Consider the following 16,246-nt stretch of genomic DNA (forward strand, 5'->3'; position numbering starts at 1 on the left):
GCGCCCGGACGCCGTCGACGGAGGCCGGCGCCGCCGAGGCGCGCCGCGAGCGGGGGAGCGGACCAGGTGGGCGGGAGATGGGTCGGGGCGGAGGGAGCCCGGGGCGGAGGCGAGGGGCGCAAGAACGTACAAGACCGGGGGTGCGCGTGGTGGCTAGCGTGCGCCGGGTGGAAGAACGCACGACGACAGCGGCCGGCCCGGCAGGCGCCCCGGGTGCCGCGCCTGGTCCCGCCCCCGCGCCCGCCTCCGAGGACGGCCCCGGGCCCGACCCGCATCCCGACCCGCATCCCGCCCCCTGCCCCGCCCCGCGTTGCGCATCCGAACCCGTTCCTGTCTCCAGGGCCGACCGGGCGGCGGTCCGCGATGCGCTGGGCGTGGGCGTCGCGGTCGGGCTCTCCGGGTTCGCCTTCGGGGTGACCGCCGCCGGGGCCGGCCTCAGCCTCGCTCAGACCTGCGCGCTCAGCCTGCTGGTCTTCACCGGCGCCTCTCAGTTCGCCCTGGTCGGCGCGCTCGCAGCCGGGGGCGGTGCGGCCGCCGCCGCAGCGGGGGCGCTGTTCCTCGGCCTGCGCAACGCCTTCTACGGGCTGCGCCTGTCCGAGGTCCTCCGGCTGCCCGGCCGCTACCGGCCGCTCGCCGCCCAGTGGGTGATCGACGAGACGTCGGCAGTGGCCCTGGCCCAGCCCGACCGCCGCAGCGCCCGACTCGGCTTCTTCGTCACCGGCGCCACGCTGTACGTGCTGTGGAACCTGACGACGCTGCTCGGCTCGCTGGGTGCCGGTGCGCTCGGCGACCCCGCCGACTGGGGTCTCGACGCCGCCGGCCCGGCGGTGTTCCTGGCACTGCTGGCGCCCATGCTCGACTCCGTGCGGGCCCGCGTCGTCGCCGCGCTGGCGGTCGTCCTGGCGCTGGCCACCCTGCCGCTGCTGCCCGCGGGAGTGCCGGTGCTGGTGGCGGCGCTGGCCGCCCCGCTGGCACTCGTGGGCCGACGAAGGCGCCCCCGGGCCGGGGCGGAGGGGGAGCGATGACCGTCTGGATCGCGGTCGGACTCACCGCGCTCGGCTGCTACCTGGTGAAGCTGGCCGGCCTGACCGTGCCGGCGAGTGTGCTGCGGGCGCCCGTCGTGCGGCGGCTCGCCGTCCTGCTGCCGGTGGCGCTGCTCGCCGCGCTGACCGCGTTGCAGACCTTCGGCGGAGACGGGGGCACGTTCGGTGTGGACGCCCGGGCGGCGGGTCTGGCAGCGGCGGCGGTGGCCCTGCTGTTGCGCGCGCCGTTCCTGGTGGTGGTGGCAGCAGCGGTGCTGGTCACCGCCGGTGTCCGGGCTCTGGGCGGATGAGCGGGCAGGGCGCGGGGGCAGCGCGGCGGTCCGGCCGCGTGCCGGGGCGGCGCGTCGGTCCGGCCGGGCGGGGGTCGGCCGGGCGGGGGCGATACTGGGCCCATGCGCTTGACGACCTTCTGGGCCCGGATGGCCGCCCACTTCGGTGAGGCCTACGCCGACTCGTTCGCCCGCGACCACGTGATGTCAGAGCTGGGCGGGCGCACGGTCCACCAGGCGCTCGACGCGGGGTGGGAGGTGAAGCGGGTGTGGCGCGCGGTGTGTGCGGCCGTCGACGTACCCGCTGACCTGCGCTGACCTGTGCTGACCTGCGCCCGAAGCCTGATTCCGATCGGTCTTCGTCGGATCTTCGGGGGGCTTGGGCGGGGACATCGGCCAGGTGTTGGCGGGTCCGCGGCGGGGCCGCCGCCTGGTGTTCTCCCTGCGGACACCTCGCTGACCTGCGGTTTTAGTTCTGTCCACAGGCTCGGCGTGTCACTTGACATCAAAATCGAACATGGATTCCCATGGAGGTGCTGAGTCGGTCCGGGGGTCGGGCGAAGGTGCCCTCGGAGCCGATTGTCAGTGGCAGCCGCTAGCGTCTTCAACGTGAAGCGATCGACTCAAGCAAACCGGGTGGCCCCCATGGCAGGAACCGACCGCGAGAAGGCGCTGGACGCCGCTCTCGCACAAATCGAGCGGCAGTTCGGCAAGGGCGCCGTGATGCGCTTGGGCGAGCGCCCGGACGAACCCATCGAGATCATCCCCACCGGCTCGACCGCACTGGACGTCGCGCTCGGCGTGGGCGGCCTGCCGCGCGGCCGTGTGGTGGAGGTGTACGGCCCGGAGTCCTCCGGCAAGACGACGCTGACGCTGCACGCGGTGGCGAACGCCCAGCGCCAGGGCGGCACCGTCGCCTTCGTGGACGCCGAGCACGCGCTCGATCCGGAGTACGCCAAGAAGCTCGGCGTCGACGTCGACCAGCTCATCCTGTCCCAGCCGGACAACGGCGAGCAGGCGCTGGAGATCGTCGACATGCTGATCCGCTCCGGGGCCCTGGACCTCATCGTCATCGACTCGGTGGCCGCGCTGGTGCCCCGGGCCGAGATCGAGGGTGAGATGGGCGACTCGCACGTCGGTCTCCAGGCCCGTCTGATGAGCCAGGCGCTCCGGAAGATCACTGGTGCGCTGCACCACTCCAAGACCACGGCGATCTTCATCAACCAGCTCCGGGAGAAGGTCGGCGTCATGTTCGGCTCGCCGGAGACGACCACCGGTGGCCGGGCGCTGAAGTTCTACGCGTCGGTGCGTCTGGACATCCGCCGGATCGAGACCCTCAAGGACGGCACCGACGCCGTCGGCAACCGCACCCGGGTCAAGGTCGTGAAGAACAAGGTCGCACCGCCGTTCAAACAGGCTGAGTTCGACATCCTCTACGGCATCGGCATCAGCCGTGAGGGCGGTCTGATCGACATGGGCGTGGACAACGGCTTCATCCGCAAGTCCGGTGCCTGGTACACCTACGAGGGCGACCAGCTCGGGCAGGGCAAGGAGAACGCCCGCAACTTCCTGCGGGACAACCCCGACCTGGCCAACGAGATCGAGAAGAAGATCAAGGAGAAGCTGGGCATCGGCCCGAAGACCGAGAAGCCGGAGGCCGAACCGGGCAAGGACGCCGCCGATGTCACCGCCGAGCCGGTGGCGGACGCGGCGAAGGCCGTGCCCGCCACAGCGGCCAAGGGGAAGGCCACCAAGGCTGCCGCCGCGGCCAAGAGCTGACGGCATGGCGCGCCGCACCGAGTGGTCGGAGAGCCCGGCAGCCCCCAAGGACAGCGGTGGTCCCTCGTCGTCGAGGGCCGACGCGGGACCACCGCCCACTCCCCGGGACCCGGTCGAGCAAGCGCGGGCGATCTGCCTCCGGCTGCTCACCGGGAGTTCGCGCAGCCGACAGCAACTGGCCGAGGCCCTGCGCAAGCGGGACATCCCCGACGAGGCAGCCGAGCAGGTGCTGTCCCGCTTCGAAGAGGTGGGACTCATCAACGATGCGGCGTTCGCAGACGCCTGGGTGGAGTCCCGGCACCGCGGACGTGGGTTGGCCCGGCGGGCGCTGGCGCAGGAGTTGCGCACCAAGGGTGTGGAGTCGGCCGTCATTGAGGAAGCCGTCGGCCAGCTCCAGCCGGAGCAGGAGGAGGCCACCGCGCTGGCCCTGGTGGAACGCAAGCTGCGTGCGACCAGGGGCCTGGACGGGGAGAAGCGGATCAGGCGACTGGCCGGCATGCTCGCCCGGCGCGGCTACTCGGAAGGCCTGGCACTGCGTGTGGTGCGGCAGGCGCTCAAGGCTGAGGAGGAGGACTCAACGGGGGAAGGCGCGTACGGGGACGCGTAGAACGGGGAAGCGTGCGGCGGGTCCGGTTCTCCCTGAGTAGCGGGGAGCCGGCCGTGGCAGCGAGGGTGGAGCCCCAGGCGGCACCGGGCCGCGGGCCGGTGTGAGGCCGCCCGGGGAGGCGCGCCGGCGCCCTCAGCGGGTGGTGGAGTTGCCGTCCAGGTGGACGGGCAGTGTCTGCGGACCACGTACCAGCAGGCCGGGGCGGTAGGGCAGCCGCGCCGGGTCCGCGGCCAGGCGGAGGTCCGGCAGGTGCGAGAAGAGCAGCGGTAGCGCGATCTGCGCCTCCAGCCGGGCGAGCCCGGAGCCCACGCAGAAGTGCGGTCCATGGCCGAAGGCGGCGTGCGGTGCCGGGCGCGCCCTTCCCGGAGCCGGTAGGTAGCGGGCTGGGTGGAAGGTGTCCGGGTCGTCGAAGAACGCCGGGTCGCGGTTGGCCGCGGCCAGCACCACCAGTACGGAGGCCCCCGCCGGGATGTGCACGCCCTCGCCCAGGTCGACCTGCCGGGTGGCCCGGCGCCAGGTGGTGCCCTCCAGCGGGCTGGCGTACCGCAGCGTCTCCTCCACGACGGCCGGCCAGCGGCGGGAGGGGTCCGCTTCGGCTGCTGCCCGTTCGGCGGGGTGGGCGAGCAGCAGTAGCGAGGCCGACGCGAGCAGGTTCATCGTCGTCTCGTAGCCGGCGAACAGCAGAAGGAAGGCCATCGCCAGGAGTTCGCCGTCCGTCAGGCCGCCCTCGGCGGAGTCATGCACAAGATCACTGAACAGGTCGTCGCCGGGCCGTGCGCGCTTGTCCGCGATCAACTGCTCGAAGTAGTCGTGCAGTGCCACCCAGGCGGCGTCCACTGCTCCGGCCGGCAGCGCGTCGGTCGGTGAACCGACGCGGTAGGTCCAGGCCCGCAGGTCGGCACGGTCCGCCTCGGGCACGCCCAGCACCTCACCGATCACCAGCACCGGCAGCGGGAAGGCGAACCCGTCGACCAGGTCGACCGGAGTGCCGCCGACGGCGCGGCTGCCCAGCTCGGCGAGCAGTTCCTTGACGAGCACCTCGATGCGGGGCCGCAGCGCGTTCACCCGGCGCGGGCTGAACGCGGCGGCGGTCAGGCGGCGCAACCGGGTGTGGTCCGGCGCGTCCGTGTTCAGCATGTGCCGTCCCAGCCGGGCCCTGGCCCGCTGGGCCGGGGAGTCCGCCTTCGGTCGGCCGGCGCCCCGGGGCGGCACGTTGGAGAAGCGGGAGTCCGCCAGGACGGCCCTGGCCTGCTCGTATCCCGTGACCAGCCAGGCGCTGCTGCCGTTGGCCAGCGGCACACACGCCGCCGGGCCCTGGGCGCGCAGCCGGGCGTAGAAAGGGTAGGGGTCGCGGGCGAAGGCCGGGTCTGCCGGATCGAGCATCCGGCCATCCTGCCTCGCCGATCGCGCCGCCCGGCCCCGTACCTCCTGCGACATCGGCCACATCGCGCCCCCGGCCGTCCGCAGAGCCCGCCCGGCCGGCCCCTTCCGCTGTGCCCTGTGCTGTGCCCTGTACTGCCCTCTCCGACGGCCGGCCCCCGGCGGTACGGTGCTCCGGGGCCTCAGGGGGACGTGCGGGGCACGGTGAAGGTGACGCGCAGCCCGCACGGTTCGTTCGGCGCGTAGGAGACCGTGCCGCCGCCCGCGGTGAGCAGCGCCCGGGTGATGGAAAGGCCCAGCCCCGAACCGGGCATGTTCTGGTGCTTGCCGCTGCGCCAGAACCGGTCACCGATGCGTTCCAGCTCGTCCTCGTCCAGCCCGGGGCCGCCGTCGGCGACCTCGATGGTGACGTGCTCACCGTTGGCTTCGGTGGAGACGGTGACGGCGGCACCCGCAGGGGTGAACTTCAGCGCGTTGTCGACCACCGCGTCCAACGCACTGGACAGCGCCACCGGGTCGGTCCAGGCGGTGACCGCGGTGTTGCCCGCCGTGCCGAGTTCCACGCCGCGCCGCTCTGCCAGCGTGTGCCAGGCGTCCACCCGTTCGGCCACCAGTGCGGCCACGTCCGTCACCTGCATGTCGGCTGCCGAGTGCTCGGCGAGGGCCAACCCGAGCAGGTCGTCGAGTACGCGGGCCAGCCGCTTGCCCTCCGCCTGGACCGAGGCGAACTCGGCGCTGCCGTCCGGCAGGGCGAGCCCGAGCAGTTCGATGCGCAGCAGCAGGGCGGCGAGCGGGTTGCGCAACTGGTGCGAGGCGTCCGCGACGAACGCCCGCTGCTGCTCCAGGATGTCCTCGACGTGGTCAGCCATCTCGTTGAACGAGTGCGCCAGCCGCTGCAGTTCCGGTGGGCCGCCGGACGCGGCGACCCGGGAGGCGAGCTTGCCGGTGGCGATGTCGTGCGCCGCCTTGTCCAGGGTGCGGACCGGGCGCAGCACCCAGTCGGTGAGGCGGAACGCCGCGATCACCGCCAGCAGCATCGCCGCGGCCTCGCCTGCCGCCAGCGGCAGCCAGCTGCGCAGGATGCGCGAGCCCAGCTGGTCACCGGGCGAGGACGTCAGCACGACGGCGATCACGTCGCCGTCCCTGATCACCGGGGACGCGATGGCGATGCGGTGGTCCGACCAGGGCCACACCTGCGCCGGGTCGTGGCTGCGCCGCCCGGCGAGGGCCTCCGCGAAGGCCTCGGCGCCGGGCTCTTCCGCGGGCACGCTCCAGCCGTCGGGTGAGGCCGCCATGGCACGTCCGTCCCGGAAGAACACGCCGGCCCGGATGCCGTACAGCTGGTGGTAGCGGGCCAGTTCCTCGGTGAGGGTGGCCAGGCGCTCGTCCTGCTCCTCGCGGGCGGCGCGGTTCTCCGCGGAGGCGAGCGAGCCGTCGACGGGCCGGGCGGTGACGAACTGCGCCAGGGATGCGAACCGGGCGGTGTCGTCGATCCGGTCGACGACGACCCGCTGCTGCTCGCGGGCGGCCATGCTGACCGCCAGGGGCACGCCCAGGCCCAGCAGCAGCCCGGCGGACAGCACGATGAGCAGGGGAAGCAGGCGGGAGCGCACGGTCTGAGGCCTCAGGACGCCGGCCCGGCGAGCCGGTAGCCGACGCCCCGGACGGTCTCTATCAGCGCCGGCAGGCGCAGCTTGGACCGCAGGGAGGCGACGTGCACCTCCAGAGTGCGGCCGGTGCCCTCCCAGCTGGTGCGCCACACCTCACTGATGATCTGCTCCCGCCGGAACACCACACCGGGCCGCTGGGCGAGCAGGGTCAGCAGGTCGAACTCCTTGCGGGTCAGCTGCACGGGGGCGCCGTCCACGGTCACCTGGCGGGTGGACAGGTGGATGAGGACCGGACCGAAGCGCAGCGCGTCACCGTCACCGGCCGGGCCGCGGCTCTCGTCGGGCTGCTCGGTGTGCTCGTCGGGGGCGTTGCGGCGGCTGACGGCATGGATTCGGGCGAGGAGTTCACCGGTGTCGTAGGGCTTGACGACGTAGTCGTCAGCGCCCAGGTTGAGGCCGTGGATACGCGAGCGGACGTCGGCCCGGGCGGTGACCATGATCACCGGAGTGCTGGTGCGCCGCCTGATCCGGCCGCACACCTCGAAGCCGTCCTGGTCGGGCAGACCCAGGTCGAGCAGGACCACCGCGAAGGGCGACACGCCGTCCGCGGGGAGCAGGTGGTCGAGGGCCTCGGCGCCGTTGCGCGCGTGCACCACGTCCAGGCCGTGCCTGCTGAGCACGGCGCTCAGGGCCGCGGCGACGTGTTCGTCGTCCTCGACGAGCAGCAGTCTCACCGGGCCTCCCTCCGGATCCGTCGTCCTTCGCCGCGCGCTGCGTGGCGTATCCCGCGGGGTGCGGGCACGCTTATGCATACACCCCGACAGGACCGGGTGCGTCAACCCTGTTCCGGCACGGTCGGATTTTCGTTGCGGACCCGGTACTCTCCCGAGCGGACCGGTCACCCAGAGTGCCCGTGCGTGGCCGGATCGTTATCCTCAAGTTCCGCTCAGATGTGATGACGCCGGTTCCCGCAGGTCACTAAGGTCCCCCCAATCGATGAGGACGGAGCGAGTGACGCCGATGAGCGAAGTATCGGTGACCAAGGACGCCGCGCCGAAGGCGGATCCGCTGGTCGTACTGGACAACGTCAACAAGCACTTCGGCGCCCTGCACGTGCTTCAGGACATCGATCTGAGCATCGCCCGGGGCGAGGTCGTGGTCGTGATCGGCCCCTCGGGGTCCGGCAAGTCGACCCTGTGCCGGGCCATCAACCGGCTGGAGACGGTCGAGTCCGGCTCGATCACCATCGACGGCAAGCCGCTGCCGGCGGAGGGCAAGGAGCTGGCCAGGCTGCGCGCCGACGTCGGCATGGTCTTCCAGTCGTTCAACCTCTTCGCGCACAAGACGGTGCTGGAGAACGTGACGCTGGGGCAGGTCAAGGTCCGCCGCAAGTCCAAGGACGAGGCCGACAAGCGCGCCCGCGAACTGCTCGACCGGGTCGGCGTCGCCAACCAGGCCGACAAGTACCCGGCGCAGCTCTCCGGCGGCCAGCAGCAGCGCGTGGCCATCGCCCGCGCGCTCGCGATGGAGCCGAAGGTGATGCTCTTCGACGAGCCCACCTCCGCGCTCGACCCGGAGATGATCAACGAGGTCCTGGAGGTCATGCAGCAGCTGGCCAGGGACGGGATGACGATGATCGTCGTCACCCACGAGATGGGATTCGCCCGCTCGGCGGCGAACCGGGTGGTCTTCATGGCCGACGGGCGCATCGTCGAGGAGGCCACTCCCGACCAGTTCTTCAGCAACCCGCGCAGCGACCGTGCCAAGGACTTCCTGTCGAAGATCCTGGCGCACTGAGGCCCTGCCCGACAGTCCTGCCCGACGGAATTCTCCACACCACTCAACCGAGGGAAGTACCAGTCATGAAACTCCGCAGCACCAGCATCGCCGTCGCCACCGCGGTCACTCTCGGCCTGTCCCTCACCGCCTGCGGTGGGGACAGCGGAAGCGGTGACGGGGACGGCAACGACAAGGTCACCATCGGCATCAAGTTCGACCAGCCGGGCCTGGGCCTGAAGACGCCCGACGGCAAGTACGAGGGCTTCGACGTCGACGTCGCGACCTACGTGGCCAAGGAGCTCGGCTACGAGGAGGGCGACATCACCTGGAAGGAGGCGCCCAGCGCCGAGCGGGAGAACCTCATCGCTCGCGGGGACGTCGACTTCATCGCCGCCACCTACTCGATCAACGACGAGCGCAAGCAGAAGGTCTCCTTCGCCGGCCCGTACCTGCTCGCCCACCAGGACCTGCTGGTCCGCTCCGGTGAGAAGATCGGCAAGGTCGAGGACCTCAACGGCAAGAAGCTCTGCTCGGTCACCGGCTCGACCTCGGCGCAGAACGTGAAGAAGGACTTCGCGCCCAAGGCCCAGCTGCAGACGTACGGCGGCTACTCGGAGTGCCTGAGCGGCCTGGCCAATGGCCAGCTCGACGCGCTGACCACGGACGACTCCATCCTGGCCGGGTTCGCCGCGCAGAAGCAGTACCAGGGCAAGTTCGAGCTCGCCGGTCTCAGCCTGAGCGACGAGAACTACGGCATCGGCCTCAAGAAGGGCGACACCGAGCTCCAGGGCAAGATCAACGACGCGCTCAAGAAGATGGTCGACGACGGTTCCTGGGACAAGTTCGTCGAGGCCAACTTCGGCCCCGCGAACTACAAGAACGAGCCCGCGCCGGAGATCACCGAGAAGGGCTGAGCGCGCTCGCTGACAGCGCCACAAAGGCCCGGTGGTGTGCCGCCCCTCGGGGCGGCACACCGCGTCATCCATCCAAACGGAAGCACGGAAGATCGTGTTCGACTTTCTTGAGCAATACGACTTGCTCGGGGCTTTCTGGGTGACGGTGAAACTCGCCGTCCTCTCGGGCATCGGTGCTCTGGTCTGGGGCACGGTGCTCGCCGGAATGCGGGTCAGCCCCGTTCCCCTGATGCGGGCCTTCGGTACCGCCTACGTGAACCTGGTGCGCAACACGCCGCTCACCATCATCATCCTCTTCACCTCGCTGGGCCTCTCCCAGACACTGGGCATCCACCTCGGGGCGGAGAACGACTTCGATACGAAGAACTTCCGGCTCGCCGTGCTCGGCCTCGGTGCCTACACCGCGGCGTTCGTCTGCGAGGCGCTGCGTTCCGGTATCAACACGGTGCCGCTCGGTCAGGCCGAGGCGGCCCGCGCGCTCGGACTCACCTTCTCCCAGGTGCTGTCCCACATCATCCTTCCGCAGGCGTTCCGCTCGGTGGTGGCCCCGCTGACCAACGTGCTGATCGCACTGATCAAGAACACCACGGTCGCGGCGGCGATCGGAGTGGCGGAGGCGGCACTGGTGATGAAGGAGATGATCGAGAACGAGGCGCAACTGCTGCTCATCTCGATGGTCATCGCCGTCGGATTCATCATCCTGACCCTGCCCACCGGTCTCGTGTTCGGCCGGGTCAGCAAGCGTGTGGCGGTGAAGCGATGAACACGGTTCTCTACGACGCACCGGGCCCGAAGGCCAAGGCGCGCAACGTGCTGTACACAGTGGTCTTCCTCGTCGTGCTGGCCGCGGTCTGCTGGTGGGTGATCGACACCGTGGCGGCTGCGGGCCAGCTCGAATGGGAGAAGTGGAGTCCGTTCTTCACCGACTCCCGCTCGTGGACCACCTATCTGCTCCCCGCACTGGGCAACACCCTCAAGGCCGCCTTCCTGTCGGTGGTCATCGCACTGCCGCTGGGCGCGGTGCTCGGTATCGCCCGGCTCTCCGACCACCGCTGGGTGCGGGGCGTCGCCACCACCATCGTGGAGTTCTTCCGCGCGATCCCGGTGCTGGTGCTGATGCTGTTCGCCAACGAGCTGTACGCGCAGTTCACCGACGTGAGCCCGGAGGTGCGCCCGCTGTACGCGGTCGTCACCGGCCTCGTCCTGTACAACTCCTCGGTGCTCGCCGAGGTCGTGCGGGCCGGCATTCTCTCGCTGCCGCGCGGGCAGACCGAGGCGGCGAAGGCGATCGGTCTGCGCAAGGGCCAGACGATGAGCACCGTGCTGCTGCCGCAGGCGGTCACGGTGATGCTGCCGACCATCGTTAGCCAGTTGGTGGTCATCGTGAAGGACACCGCACTCGGCGGCGCCCTGCTCGGCTTCCCCGAACTGCTCAACTCCGTCCGGCAGCTCAACGCGAACTACGCCAACACCATCGCCAGCTTCGTCGTGGTCGCGGTGATCTTCATCCTGCTGAACTTCCTGCTCACCAGCTTCGCCGGCTGGCTGGAACAGCGGATGCGCCGGGCCAAGCGCAGCACCGGCGCCACGCTGACCCGCGACGATCTCGAACAACTGGAGCAACCCGGGCCCAAGCCGATCTCGGACATGGACACCGGGAGAGGCATGTGACCTGACCGCGCCGCGGCACCTCACGCCACGGCCCGCCACTGCCCGTTCCGCCGTCACTTGACGGTTGAACGGGCAGTGGGTTGCATGACCTACTGTGATCACGCACCACACCGGCCCTCCGGCGTCAACTCCCCCTGTCTGCACGGCACCACCCGGCCGCCTGGCCGGCTCGCACCGCGGGGTCCCCGGAGGCGTCGTGCCGTGGACCCGGTGATCGTGGTCGGGGCCGGGCCGGTGGGGCTGGCGCTGGCGCTGGCACTGGCCCGCCACGAGGTTCCCTCGATCGTCCTGGAGACGGAGGACGGCGAGGTCACCCCCCGTCCCGCGCGCAGCTGCGTGCTGCGGCCCGACACCGCCGCCCTGGTGCGGCGCCTGTCAGGTGAGCGCCCGCCGGAGGGCGCCCGATGGCGGGTGTGGCGCACCATGCGCCGCCGGCAGACCGTGCACCAGGAGGACTTCGCCGCTCCCGACGCGCCCACGCACCTCTACCAGCACGCCCTGGCCGGGGCGTTGCGGGACGCCGTGCGCGGCGAGGACCTGGTGCACATGGCGACCGGCAGCCGCCTCACCGAGCTGGAGCAGCACGCCGAGGGCGTCACCGCCCGCACCCGGGGGGTGCGTTCAACCGGCTGGAGCGGCAGCTACCTGGTGGGATGCGACGGCGCCCGGTCCACCGTGCGCAAGCTCATGGAGGTGCGCTTCCCCGGCCGCACCGCCGTCGAACGGCACGCCGTCGCCGCGCTGCGCACCCGGCTGCCGTGGCCCAACGAGGGCTTACTGCACCGCGACCCACCCGAGCAGCGCGGGGAGATCTGCGCCCGCGCCCTGCCGGACGGGGTGTGGAGGTTCGACTGGCTGCTGCCGCCGCGCGGCGAGGTCGTCACCCCCGACCTGCTGATGCGCCACGTCACCACCACGCTCACCGCGTGGACGGGCGAGCAGGAGCCGGCGTACGAGCTGCTCGACACCGGCGTGCACACCGTGCACCAGCGGCTGGCCCGGCGCTGGCGCACCGGCCGGGTCTTCCTCGCCGGTGACGCCGCCCACCTGCTGGGGGCGCTGGGCACGCAGTCCGTCGACGAGGGCCTGCGCGACGTCGACAACCTGGCGTGGAAGCTGGCCGTGGCCTGGCACCACGGCGCCTGTGACACGCTGCTCGACGCCTACGAGGCGGAGCGGCGCGGCGCGGTCGTGAGCCGGCTGCGGGCCCTGGACCAGGCGCTGCCCCTGGTACGCGGCGGCAAGGGGCTGCGCGGGCTGCTGCCGGGCGGCACCCGCGGCCCGCTCGCACTGCTCACCGACGGCCATCTGGGCCTGGGCTCCATAGGCGGCCCGGCCGGATACGGCGGGTCACCGCTCGCCCCCGGCCAGGCCGGCACCGTCGCCGTCGGCACCGCTCCGGGGGACCTGGCGGAGGACGTGCCGGTGACCTCGCTGGAGGGCGAGTGCCTGCCGCTGTGGCAGTGCCTCGGCCGGGACCTGCTGGTGGTGCTGGTCGCGCCCGGTACCGGGGTGTGGGACAGCCGCCACTGGCTGCACGCCGGAGTCATGCCGGAACTCGCCGCGGCCGTCAGGGTGCTGCCGTTTCCCGCCGAACTGCTCGTCGCCGAGAACTACCCCGGTGCGGCGGCGCACACGGTGCTGGTCGTCCGGCCCGACGGCCACCTCTCCGCGGCGCTTGCCGGGGTCCGTCCGGACCTGCTGCGGACCTGCGCGGAGACGCTGCTGGGCGAGGGCCCGCGCGAGGAGGCACTGCGCACCTGACCGGTGACCTCCCCGTCCGCTGCCCGGCCCGCGGCACCGCGCGGGCAGCGGGTCAGGGCTTGACCGCCCGGTAGTAGCGGCGGGCCCCCTCGTGCAGCGGCAGCGGGTCGGTGTAGATCGCGGTGCGCAGGTCCACCTTCTGCGCTGCGTGCACCTCGCGGCCGATGTGGTCGCGGCTGCTGATCAGCGACCGGGTCAGGCCCTCGGTGAGCGCGGCGCCGGTGTCCTCGGTGGTGACCAGCAGGTTCGCCACGGCGACGGTCTTCACGCCCTCGCCGTGCTGCACGGACGGGTAGGCGTCGCCCGGGATGACCGCGGCACGGTAGTGCCGGGCCTGCGGGTCGGCGGTGTGCAGGGCGGGCACCAGGTCGCCCAGCTCCACCAGCCGGATCTCAGCCCGCGCGGCGAGGTCCTGCACGGCGGCCGTCGGCAGCCCGCCGGTCCAGAAGAACGCGTCGAGCCGGCCGCGCTCCAGCAGTTCGGGCATCCGGTCGATGCCCTCCTGCACGGCGGTGACGTCCTTCGCCGGGTCCAGCCCGGCCGCGCGCAGCAGGCGTTCCGCGACCGGTCGCACGCCCGACCGCTGCGGTCCCACCCCGACCCGCAGCCCGCGCAGGTCCCCGGCCTCCTGGACGGGCGAGTCGGCCGGTACCACCAGCTGCACGTAGTCGTCGTACAACCGGGCGCAGGCCCGCAGCCGGTCGGCGTCCTGACCGCCCTTGGCCAGGTAGGAGGCGACCGCGTCGGCCTGGGCGATGGTGAAGTCGGCCTTGCCGGACACCAGGCGCTCGATGTTCTGGACCGAGCCCTCGCTGCGCTGCAACTCCATCTCGACGTCCGGCAGGTCCCGCCGCAGCCGTTCCTGGATGAGCGCGCCGTACCGCTCGTACACGCCGCTGGCCGAGCCGGTGGCGAAGGCCACCCGCCCGCTGGGCGGCGTGCCGCCGGGCGGCAGCAGCCACCACAGCAGCAGCGCCAGCGCCACGGCTGCGGCTGCGGCGGCGGTGAGTCCCGCGCGGCCGGCCGGGCGGGTGATGCGGATCGGGGCCATGACGCGGATCCTGCCATCCGCGACGGGGGAAGGGGAGGGGCGGACCTGCCGGGGGAGCGCGTAGGCTTGTCCACTGACATGACTGCGAAGACATATGAGCTGCGCACCTTCGGCTGCCAGATGAACGTCCACGACTCCGAGCGGATGGCCGGTCTGCTGGAGCAGGCCGGTTACGTGCGCGCCCCCGAGGAGGCCGACGGCGCCGACGTCGTCGTCTTCAACACCTGCGCGGTGCGGGAGAACGCCGACAACCGGCTCTACGGCAACCTCGGCCAGCTCGCGCCGAAGAAGGCCGCCCGCCCCGGCATGCAGATCGCCGTCGGCGGCTGCCTCGCGCAGAAGGACCGCGACACCATCGTGCGCCGGGCGCCGTGGGTGGACGTGGTCTTCGGCACGCACAACGTCGGCAAGCTGCCCGTCCTCCTGGAGCGCGCCCGCGTCCAGGAGGAGGCGCAGGTCGAGATCGCCGAGTCGCTGGAGGCGTTCCCGTCCACGCTTCCCACCCGGCGGGAGAGCGCCTACGCCGCGTGGGTGTCGGTGTCGGTGGGCTGCAACAACACGTGCACCTTCTGCATCGTGCCCGCGCTGCGCGGCAAGGAGAAGGACCGCCGGCCCGGCGACGTGCTCGCCGAGGTGGAGGCGCTCGTCGAGGAGGGCGTCACCGAGGTGACGCTGCTGGGCCAGAACGTCAACGCCTACGGCAGCGACATGGGCGACCCGCAGGCGTTCGGCAAGCTGCTGCGGGCGTGCGGTCGGATCGACGGTCTGGAGCGGGTCCGCTTCACCTCGCCGCACCCGCGCGACTTCACCGACGACGTGATCGCGGCGATGGCCGAGACCCCGAACGTGATGCCGCAGCTCCACATGCCGCTCCAGTCGGGCTCCTCGCGGCTGCTGAAGGCGATGCGCCGCTCCTACCGGCAGGAGCGGTTCCTGTCCATCATCGAGAAGGTCCGGGCGGCGATGCCCGACGCGGCCATCTCCACGGACATCATCGTCGGCTTCCCCGGGGAGACCGAGGAGGACTTCGCGGAGACCCTGCACGTGGTCCGTGAGGCCCGCTTCGCCCAGGCCTTCACCTTCCAGTACTCCAAGCGGCCCGGGACGCCCGCCGCGGAGATGGACGACCAGATCCCCAAGGCCGTCGTCCAGGAGCGCTACGAGCGGCTGGTCGCCCTCCAGGAGGAGATCTCCTGGGAGGAGAACAAGAAGCAGGTCGGCCGGACGCTGGAGCTGATGGTCGCCGAGGGCGAGGGACGCAAGGACGGTGCCACGCGCCGCCTGTCCGGCCGTGCGCCCGACAGCCGGCTGGTGCACTTCACCCGGCCCGAGGAGCCGGTGCGTCCCGGCGACATGGTGACGGTCGAGGTCACCTACGCCGCGCCGCACCACCTGCTGGCCGAGGGGGCGCCGCTGTCCGTGCGCCGCACGCGGGCCGGCGACGCCTGGGAGGCCCGCACCGCCGCCCCGGCCGCGTCCGGCGAGCCCGGCGCGGGAGTACTGCTCGGACTGCCGAAGATCGGCGTGCCCGAGCCGCTGCCGCCGGCGGCCGGCGGCTGCAACGCCTGCTGACGACCCGGACCCCCGTCAGTGCGGCTCGCCCGCCGGGCGGCCCGTCCCTGCGCGGGGGAGCGGCGGGGCACCCCGTAGGCTGCGGTCATGCTTGTCGCCGCCGCGGTCTGCCCGTGCCCCCCGCTCCTGCTTCCCGACCTCGCGGGCGGTGCCGCCCACGAACTGGACGCCGTCCGTGCCTCCTGCTTCGACGCGGTGGGGGTGCTCGCCGCGGCCCGTCCCGACCGCCTGGTGGTCCTCGGCCCCGCCGACCGGGACGACAGGGGCGTCTTCCCCGGGGGCAGCCGCGGCTCGTTCGCGGGCTTCGGACTGGACCTGGAGGTGGCCCTGGGCACCGGGCCGGGAGGCGAGCGGGCGCTGCCGGCGTCCCTCTCCGTCGCTGCCTGGCTGCTGGACCGCACCCACTGGGGCAGCGCCCCCGTGGAGGGGCTGGGCGTCGGCACCGGGCTGCCCCCGGAGCGCTGCGCGGAGGCCGGACGTGAACTCGCCGGTGAGGGCGAGCGAATGGCGCTGCTGGTCATGGGTGACGGCAGCGCCCGCCGCTCGGAGAAGGCGCCCGGCCACTTCGACGAGCAGGCCGGCGTCTTCGACGCCGACGTGGCCCACGCGCTCGGCACTGCGGACACCGCCGCGCTGGCCGCGCTGGACGTGTCGCTCGCCGAGAACCTGATGGTGTCCGGGCGTGCCTGCTGGCAGGTACTGGCCGGTGCCGGGGAGCGCGCCGGGCTGCGGGGGCGCCTGCTGCACAACAGCGCGCCCTACGGCGTCGGCTACCTGGTCGCCAGCTGGTCCTGACCGCCCTGCCCG

At 72.2% G+C, this 16,246-nt stretch carries 16 protein-coding genes; 12 read left to right on the plus strand and 4 right to left on the minus strand.

Features of this window, described 5'->3' with window-relative positions:
* The first annotated feature begins 158 nt into the window (after window positions 1-158).
* From QNO07_RS23950 to recX, 5 genes are all read left to right on the plus strand, one after another.
* Complete coding sequence (locus tag QNO07_RS23950; RefSeq protein ID WP_502961920.1) at window positions 159-1,025, plus strand: AzlC family ABC transporter permease; 867 nt, start codon at window positions 159-161, stop codon at window positions 1,023-1,025.
* Window positions 1,022-1,333 (plus strand): AzlD domain-containing protein, encoded by a 312-nt coding sequence (locus QNO07_RS23955; protein WP_283994416.1) that lies wholly within the window; start codon window positions 1,022-1,024, stop codon window positions 1,331-1,333. The genes QNO07_RS23950 and QNO07_RS23955 overlap by 4 nt, the downstream gene beginning before the upstream one ends.
* Before the next feature lie 102 nt (window positions 1,334-1,435).
* Entirely contained in the window at window positions 1,436-1,630 is a 195-nt protein-coding gene (locus QNO07_RS23960) for a DUF3046 domain-containing protein (protein WP_283994418.1), read from the plus strand.
* A 327-nt stretch (window positions 1,631-1,957) separates the two neighbouring features.
* Complete coding sequence (recA, locus tag QNO07_RS23965; protein ID WP_283994420.1) at window positions 1,958-3,091, plus strand: recombinase RecA; 1,134 nt, start codon at window positions 1,958-1,960, stop codon at window positions 3,089-3,091.
* Between the two features lie 4 nt (window positions 3,092-3,095).
* Window positions 3,096-3,698 carry a recombination regulator RecX gene (recX, locus tag QNO07_RS23970; RefSeq protein WP_283994421.1) on the plus strand — a complete coding sequence of 201 codons (603 nt, stop codon included), beginning with the start codon at window positions 3,096-3,098 and terminating at the stop codon, window positions 3,696-3,698.
* A gap of 132 nt (window positions 3,699-3,830) precedes the next feature.
* On the opposite strand, the gene QNO07_RS23975 is transcribed toward recX, so the two are convergent.
* From QNO07_RS23975 to QNO07_RS23985, 3 genes are all read right to left on the minus strand, one after another.
* The gene (locus QNO07_RS23975; RefSeq protein ID WP_283994422.1) at window positions 3,831-5,081 is read right to left on the minus strand and encodes a cytochrome P450 family protein; all 1,251 of its coding nucleotides are present in this window, start codon (window positions 5,079-5,081) and stop codon (window positions 3,831-3,833) included.
* A gap of 179 nt (window positions 5,082-5,260) precedes the next feature.
* Window positions 5,261-6,691, minus strand: coding sequence for a sensor histidine kinase (locus QNO07_RS23980; protein WP_283994423.1), 1,431 nt, complete (start codon window positions 6,689-6,691; stop codon window positions 5,261-5,263).
* 11 nt (window positions 6,692-6,702) lie between these two features.
* Window positions 6,703-7,422: a response regulator transcription factor gene (locus QNO07_RS23985; RefSeq protein WP_283994424.1), complete on the minus strand. Its 720-nt coding sequence runs from the start codon at window positions 7,420-7,422 to the stop codon at window positions 6,703-6,705.
* Between the two features lie 286 nt (window positions 7,423-7,708).
* Between QNO07_RS23985 and QNO07_RS23990 the strand changes: the two genes are divergently transcribed.
* The 5 genes from QNO07_RS23990 (at window position 7,709) to QNO07_RS24010 (ending at window position 12,816) form a co-directional block, all read left to right on the plus strand.
* Entirely contained in the window at window positions 7,709-8,485 is a 777-nt protein-coding gene (locus QNO07_RS23990) for an amino acid ABC transporter ATP-binding protein (RefSeq protein ID WP_283994425.1), read from the plus strand.
* 65 nt (window positions 8,486-8,550) lie between these two features.
* Window positions 8,551-9,381, plus strand: coding sequence for a glutamate ABC transporter substrate-binding protein (locus QNO07_RS23995; protein WP_283994427.1), 831 nt, complete (start codon window positions 8,551-8,553; stop codon window positions 9,379-9,381).
* A 94-nt stretch (window positions 9,382-9,475) separates the two neighbouring features.
* On the plus strand, window positions 9,476-10,144 hold the full coding sequence (locus QNO07_RS24000) for an amino acid ABC transporter permease (RefSeq protein ID WP_283994429.1): 669 nt from the start codon (window positions 9,476-9,478) through the stop codon (window positions 10,142-10,144).
* On the plus strand, window positions 10,141-11,052 hold the full coding sequence (locus QNO07_RS24005; RefSeq protein WP_283994431.1) for an amino acid ABC transporter permease: 912 nt from the start codon (window positions 10,141-10,143) through the stop codon (window positions 11,050-11,052). The genes QNO07_RS24000 and QNO07_RS24005 overlap by 4 nt, the downstream gene beginning before the upstream one ends.
* Before the next feature lie 201 nt (window positions 11,053-11,253).
* Complete coding sequence (locus tag QNO07_RS24010; protein ID WP_283994433.1) at window positions 11,254-12,816, plus strand: FAD-dependent monooxygenase; 1,563 nt, start codon at window positions 11,254-11,256, stop codon at window positions 12,814-12,816.
* Between the two features lie 52 nt (window positions 12,817-12,868).
* Here QNO07_RS24010 and QNO07_RS24015 read toward each other — a convergent pair whose 3' ends face one another.
* Complete coding sequence (locus QNO07_RS24015; protein WP_283994434.1) at window positions 12,869-13,867, minus strand: TAXI family TRAP transporter solute-binding subunit; 999 nt, start codon at window positions 13,865-13,867, stop codon at window positions 12,869-12,871.
* 78 nt (window positions 13,868-13,945) lie between these two features.
* On the opposite strand from QNO07_RS24015, the gene miaB reads away from it, so the two are divergent.
* Both miaB and QNO07_RS24025 read left to right on the plus strand, forming a co-directional pair.
* Complete coding sequence (gene miaB / locus QNO07_RS24020; protein ID WP_283994436.1) at window positions 13,946-15,439, plus strand: tRNA (N6-isopentenyl adenosine(37)-C2)-methylthiotransferase MiaB; 1,494 nt, start codon at window positions 13,946-13,948, stop codon at window positions 15,437-15,439.
* Window positions 15,440-15,526: 87 nt separating this feature from the next.
* Window positions 15,527-16,234: a class III extradiol ring-cleavage dioxygenase family protein gene (locus tag QNO07_RS24025; protein ID WP_283994437.1), complete on the plus strand. Its 708-nt coding sequence runs from the start codon at window positions 15,527-15,529 to the stop codon at window positions 16,232-16,234.
* The last annotated feature ends 12 nt before the right edge of the window (window positions 16,235-16,246 follow it).

The sequence above is a fragment of the Streptomyces sp. 549 genome (assembly GCF_030124175.1).
In the GTDB taxonomy this organism is placed as follows: Bacteria; Actinomycetota; Actinomycetes; order Streptomycetales; family Streptomycetaceae; genus Streptomyces.

Bases quoted from the DNA above. Each gene is read 5' to 3' on its own strand.
- QNO07_RS23990 (WP_283994425.1), top strand. From the start codon at position 7,709: ATGAGCGAAGTATCGGTGACCAAGGACGCCGCGCCGAAGGCGGATCCG.
- recA (WP_283994420.1), top strand. From the start codon at position 1,958: ATGGCAGGAACCGACCGCGAGAAGGCGCTGGACGCCGCTCTCGCACAA.
- QNO07_RS23995 (WP_283994427.1), top strand. From the start codon at position 8,551: ATGAAACTCCGCAGCACCAGCATCGCCGTCGCCACCGCGGTCACTCTC.
- QNO07_RS24005 (WP_283994431.1), top strand. From the start codon at position 10,141: ATGAACACGGTTCTCTACGACGCACCGGGCCCGAAGGCCAAGGCGCGC.
- QNO07_RS23955 (WP_283994416.1), top strand. From the start codon at position 1,022: ATGACCGTCTGGATCGCGGTCGGACTCACCGCGCTCGGCTGCTACCTG.
- recX (WP_283994421.1), top strand. From the start codon at position 3,096: ATGGCGCGCCGCACCGAGTGGTCGGAGAGCCCGGCAGCCCCCAAGGAC.
- QNO07_RS23960 (WP_283994418.1), top strand. From the start codon at position 1,436: ATGCGCTTGACGACCTTCTGGGCCCGGATGGCCGCCCACTTCGGTGAG.
- miaB (WP_283994436.1), top strand. From the start codon at position 13,946: ATGACTGCGAAGACATATGAGCTGCGCACCTTCGGCTGCCAGATGAAC.
- QNO07_RS24025 (WP_283994437.1), top strand. From the start codon at position 15,527: ATGCTTGTCGCCGCCGCGGTCTGCCCGTGCCCCCCGCTCCTGCTTCCC.
- QNO07_RS23975 (WP_283994422.1), bottom strand. From the start codon at position 5,081: ATGCTCGATCCGGCAGACCCGGCCTTCGCCCGCGACCCCTACCCTTTC.
- QNO07_RS24015 (WP_283994434.1), bottom strand. From the start codon at position 13,867: ATGGCCCCGATCCGCATCACCCGCCCGGCCGGCCGCGCGGGACTCACC.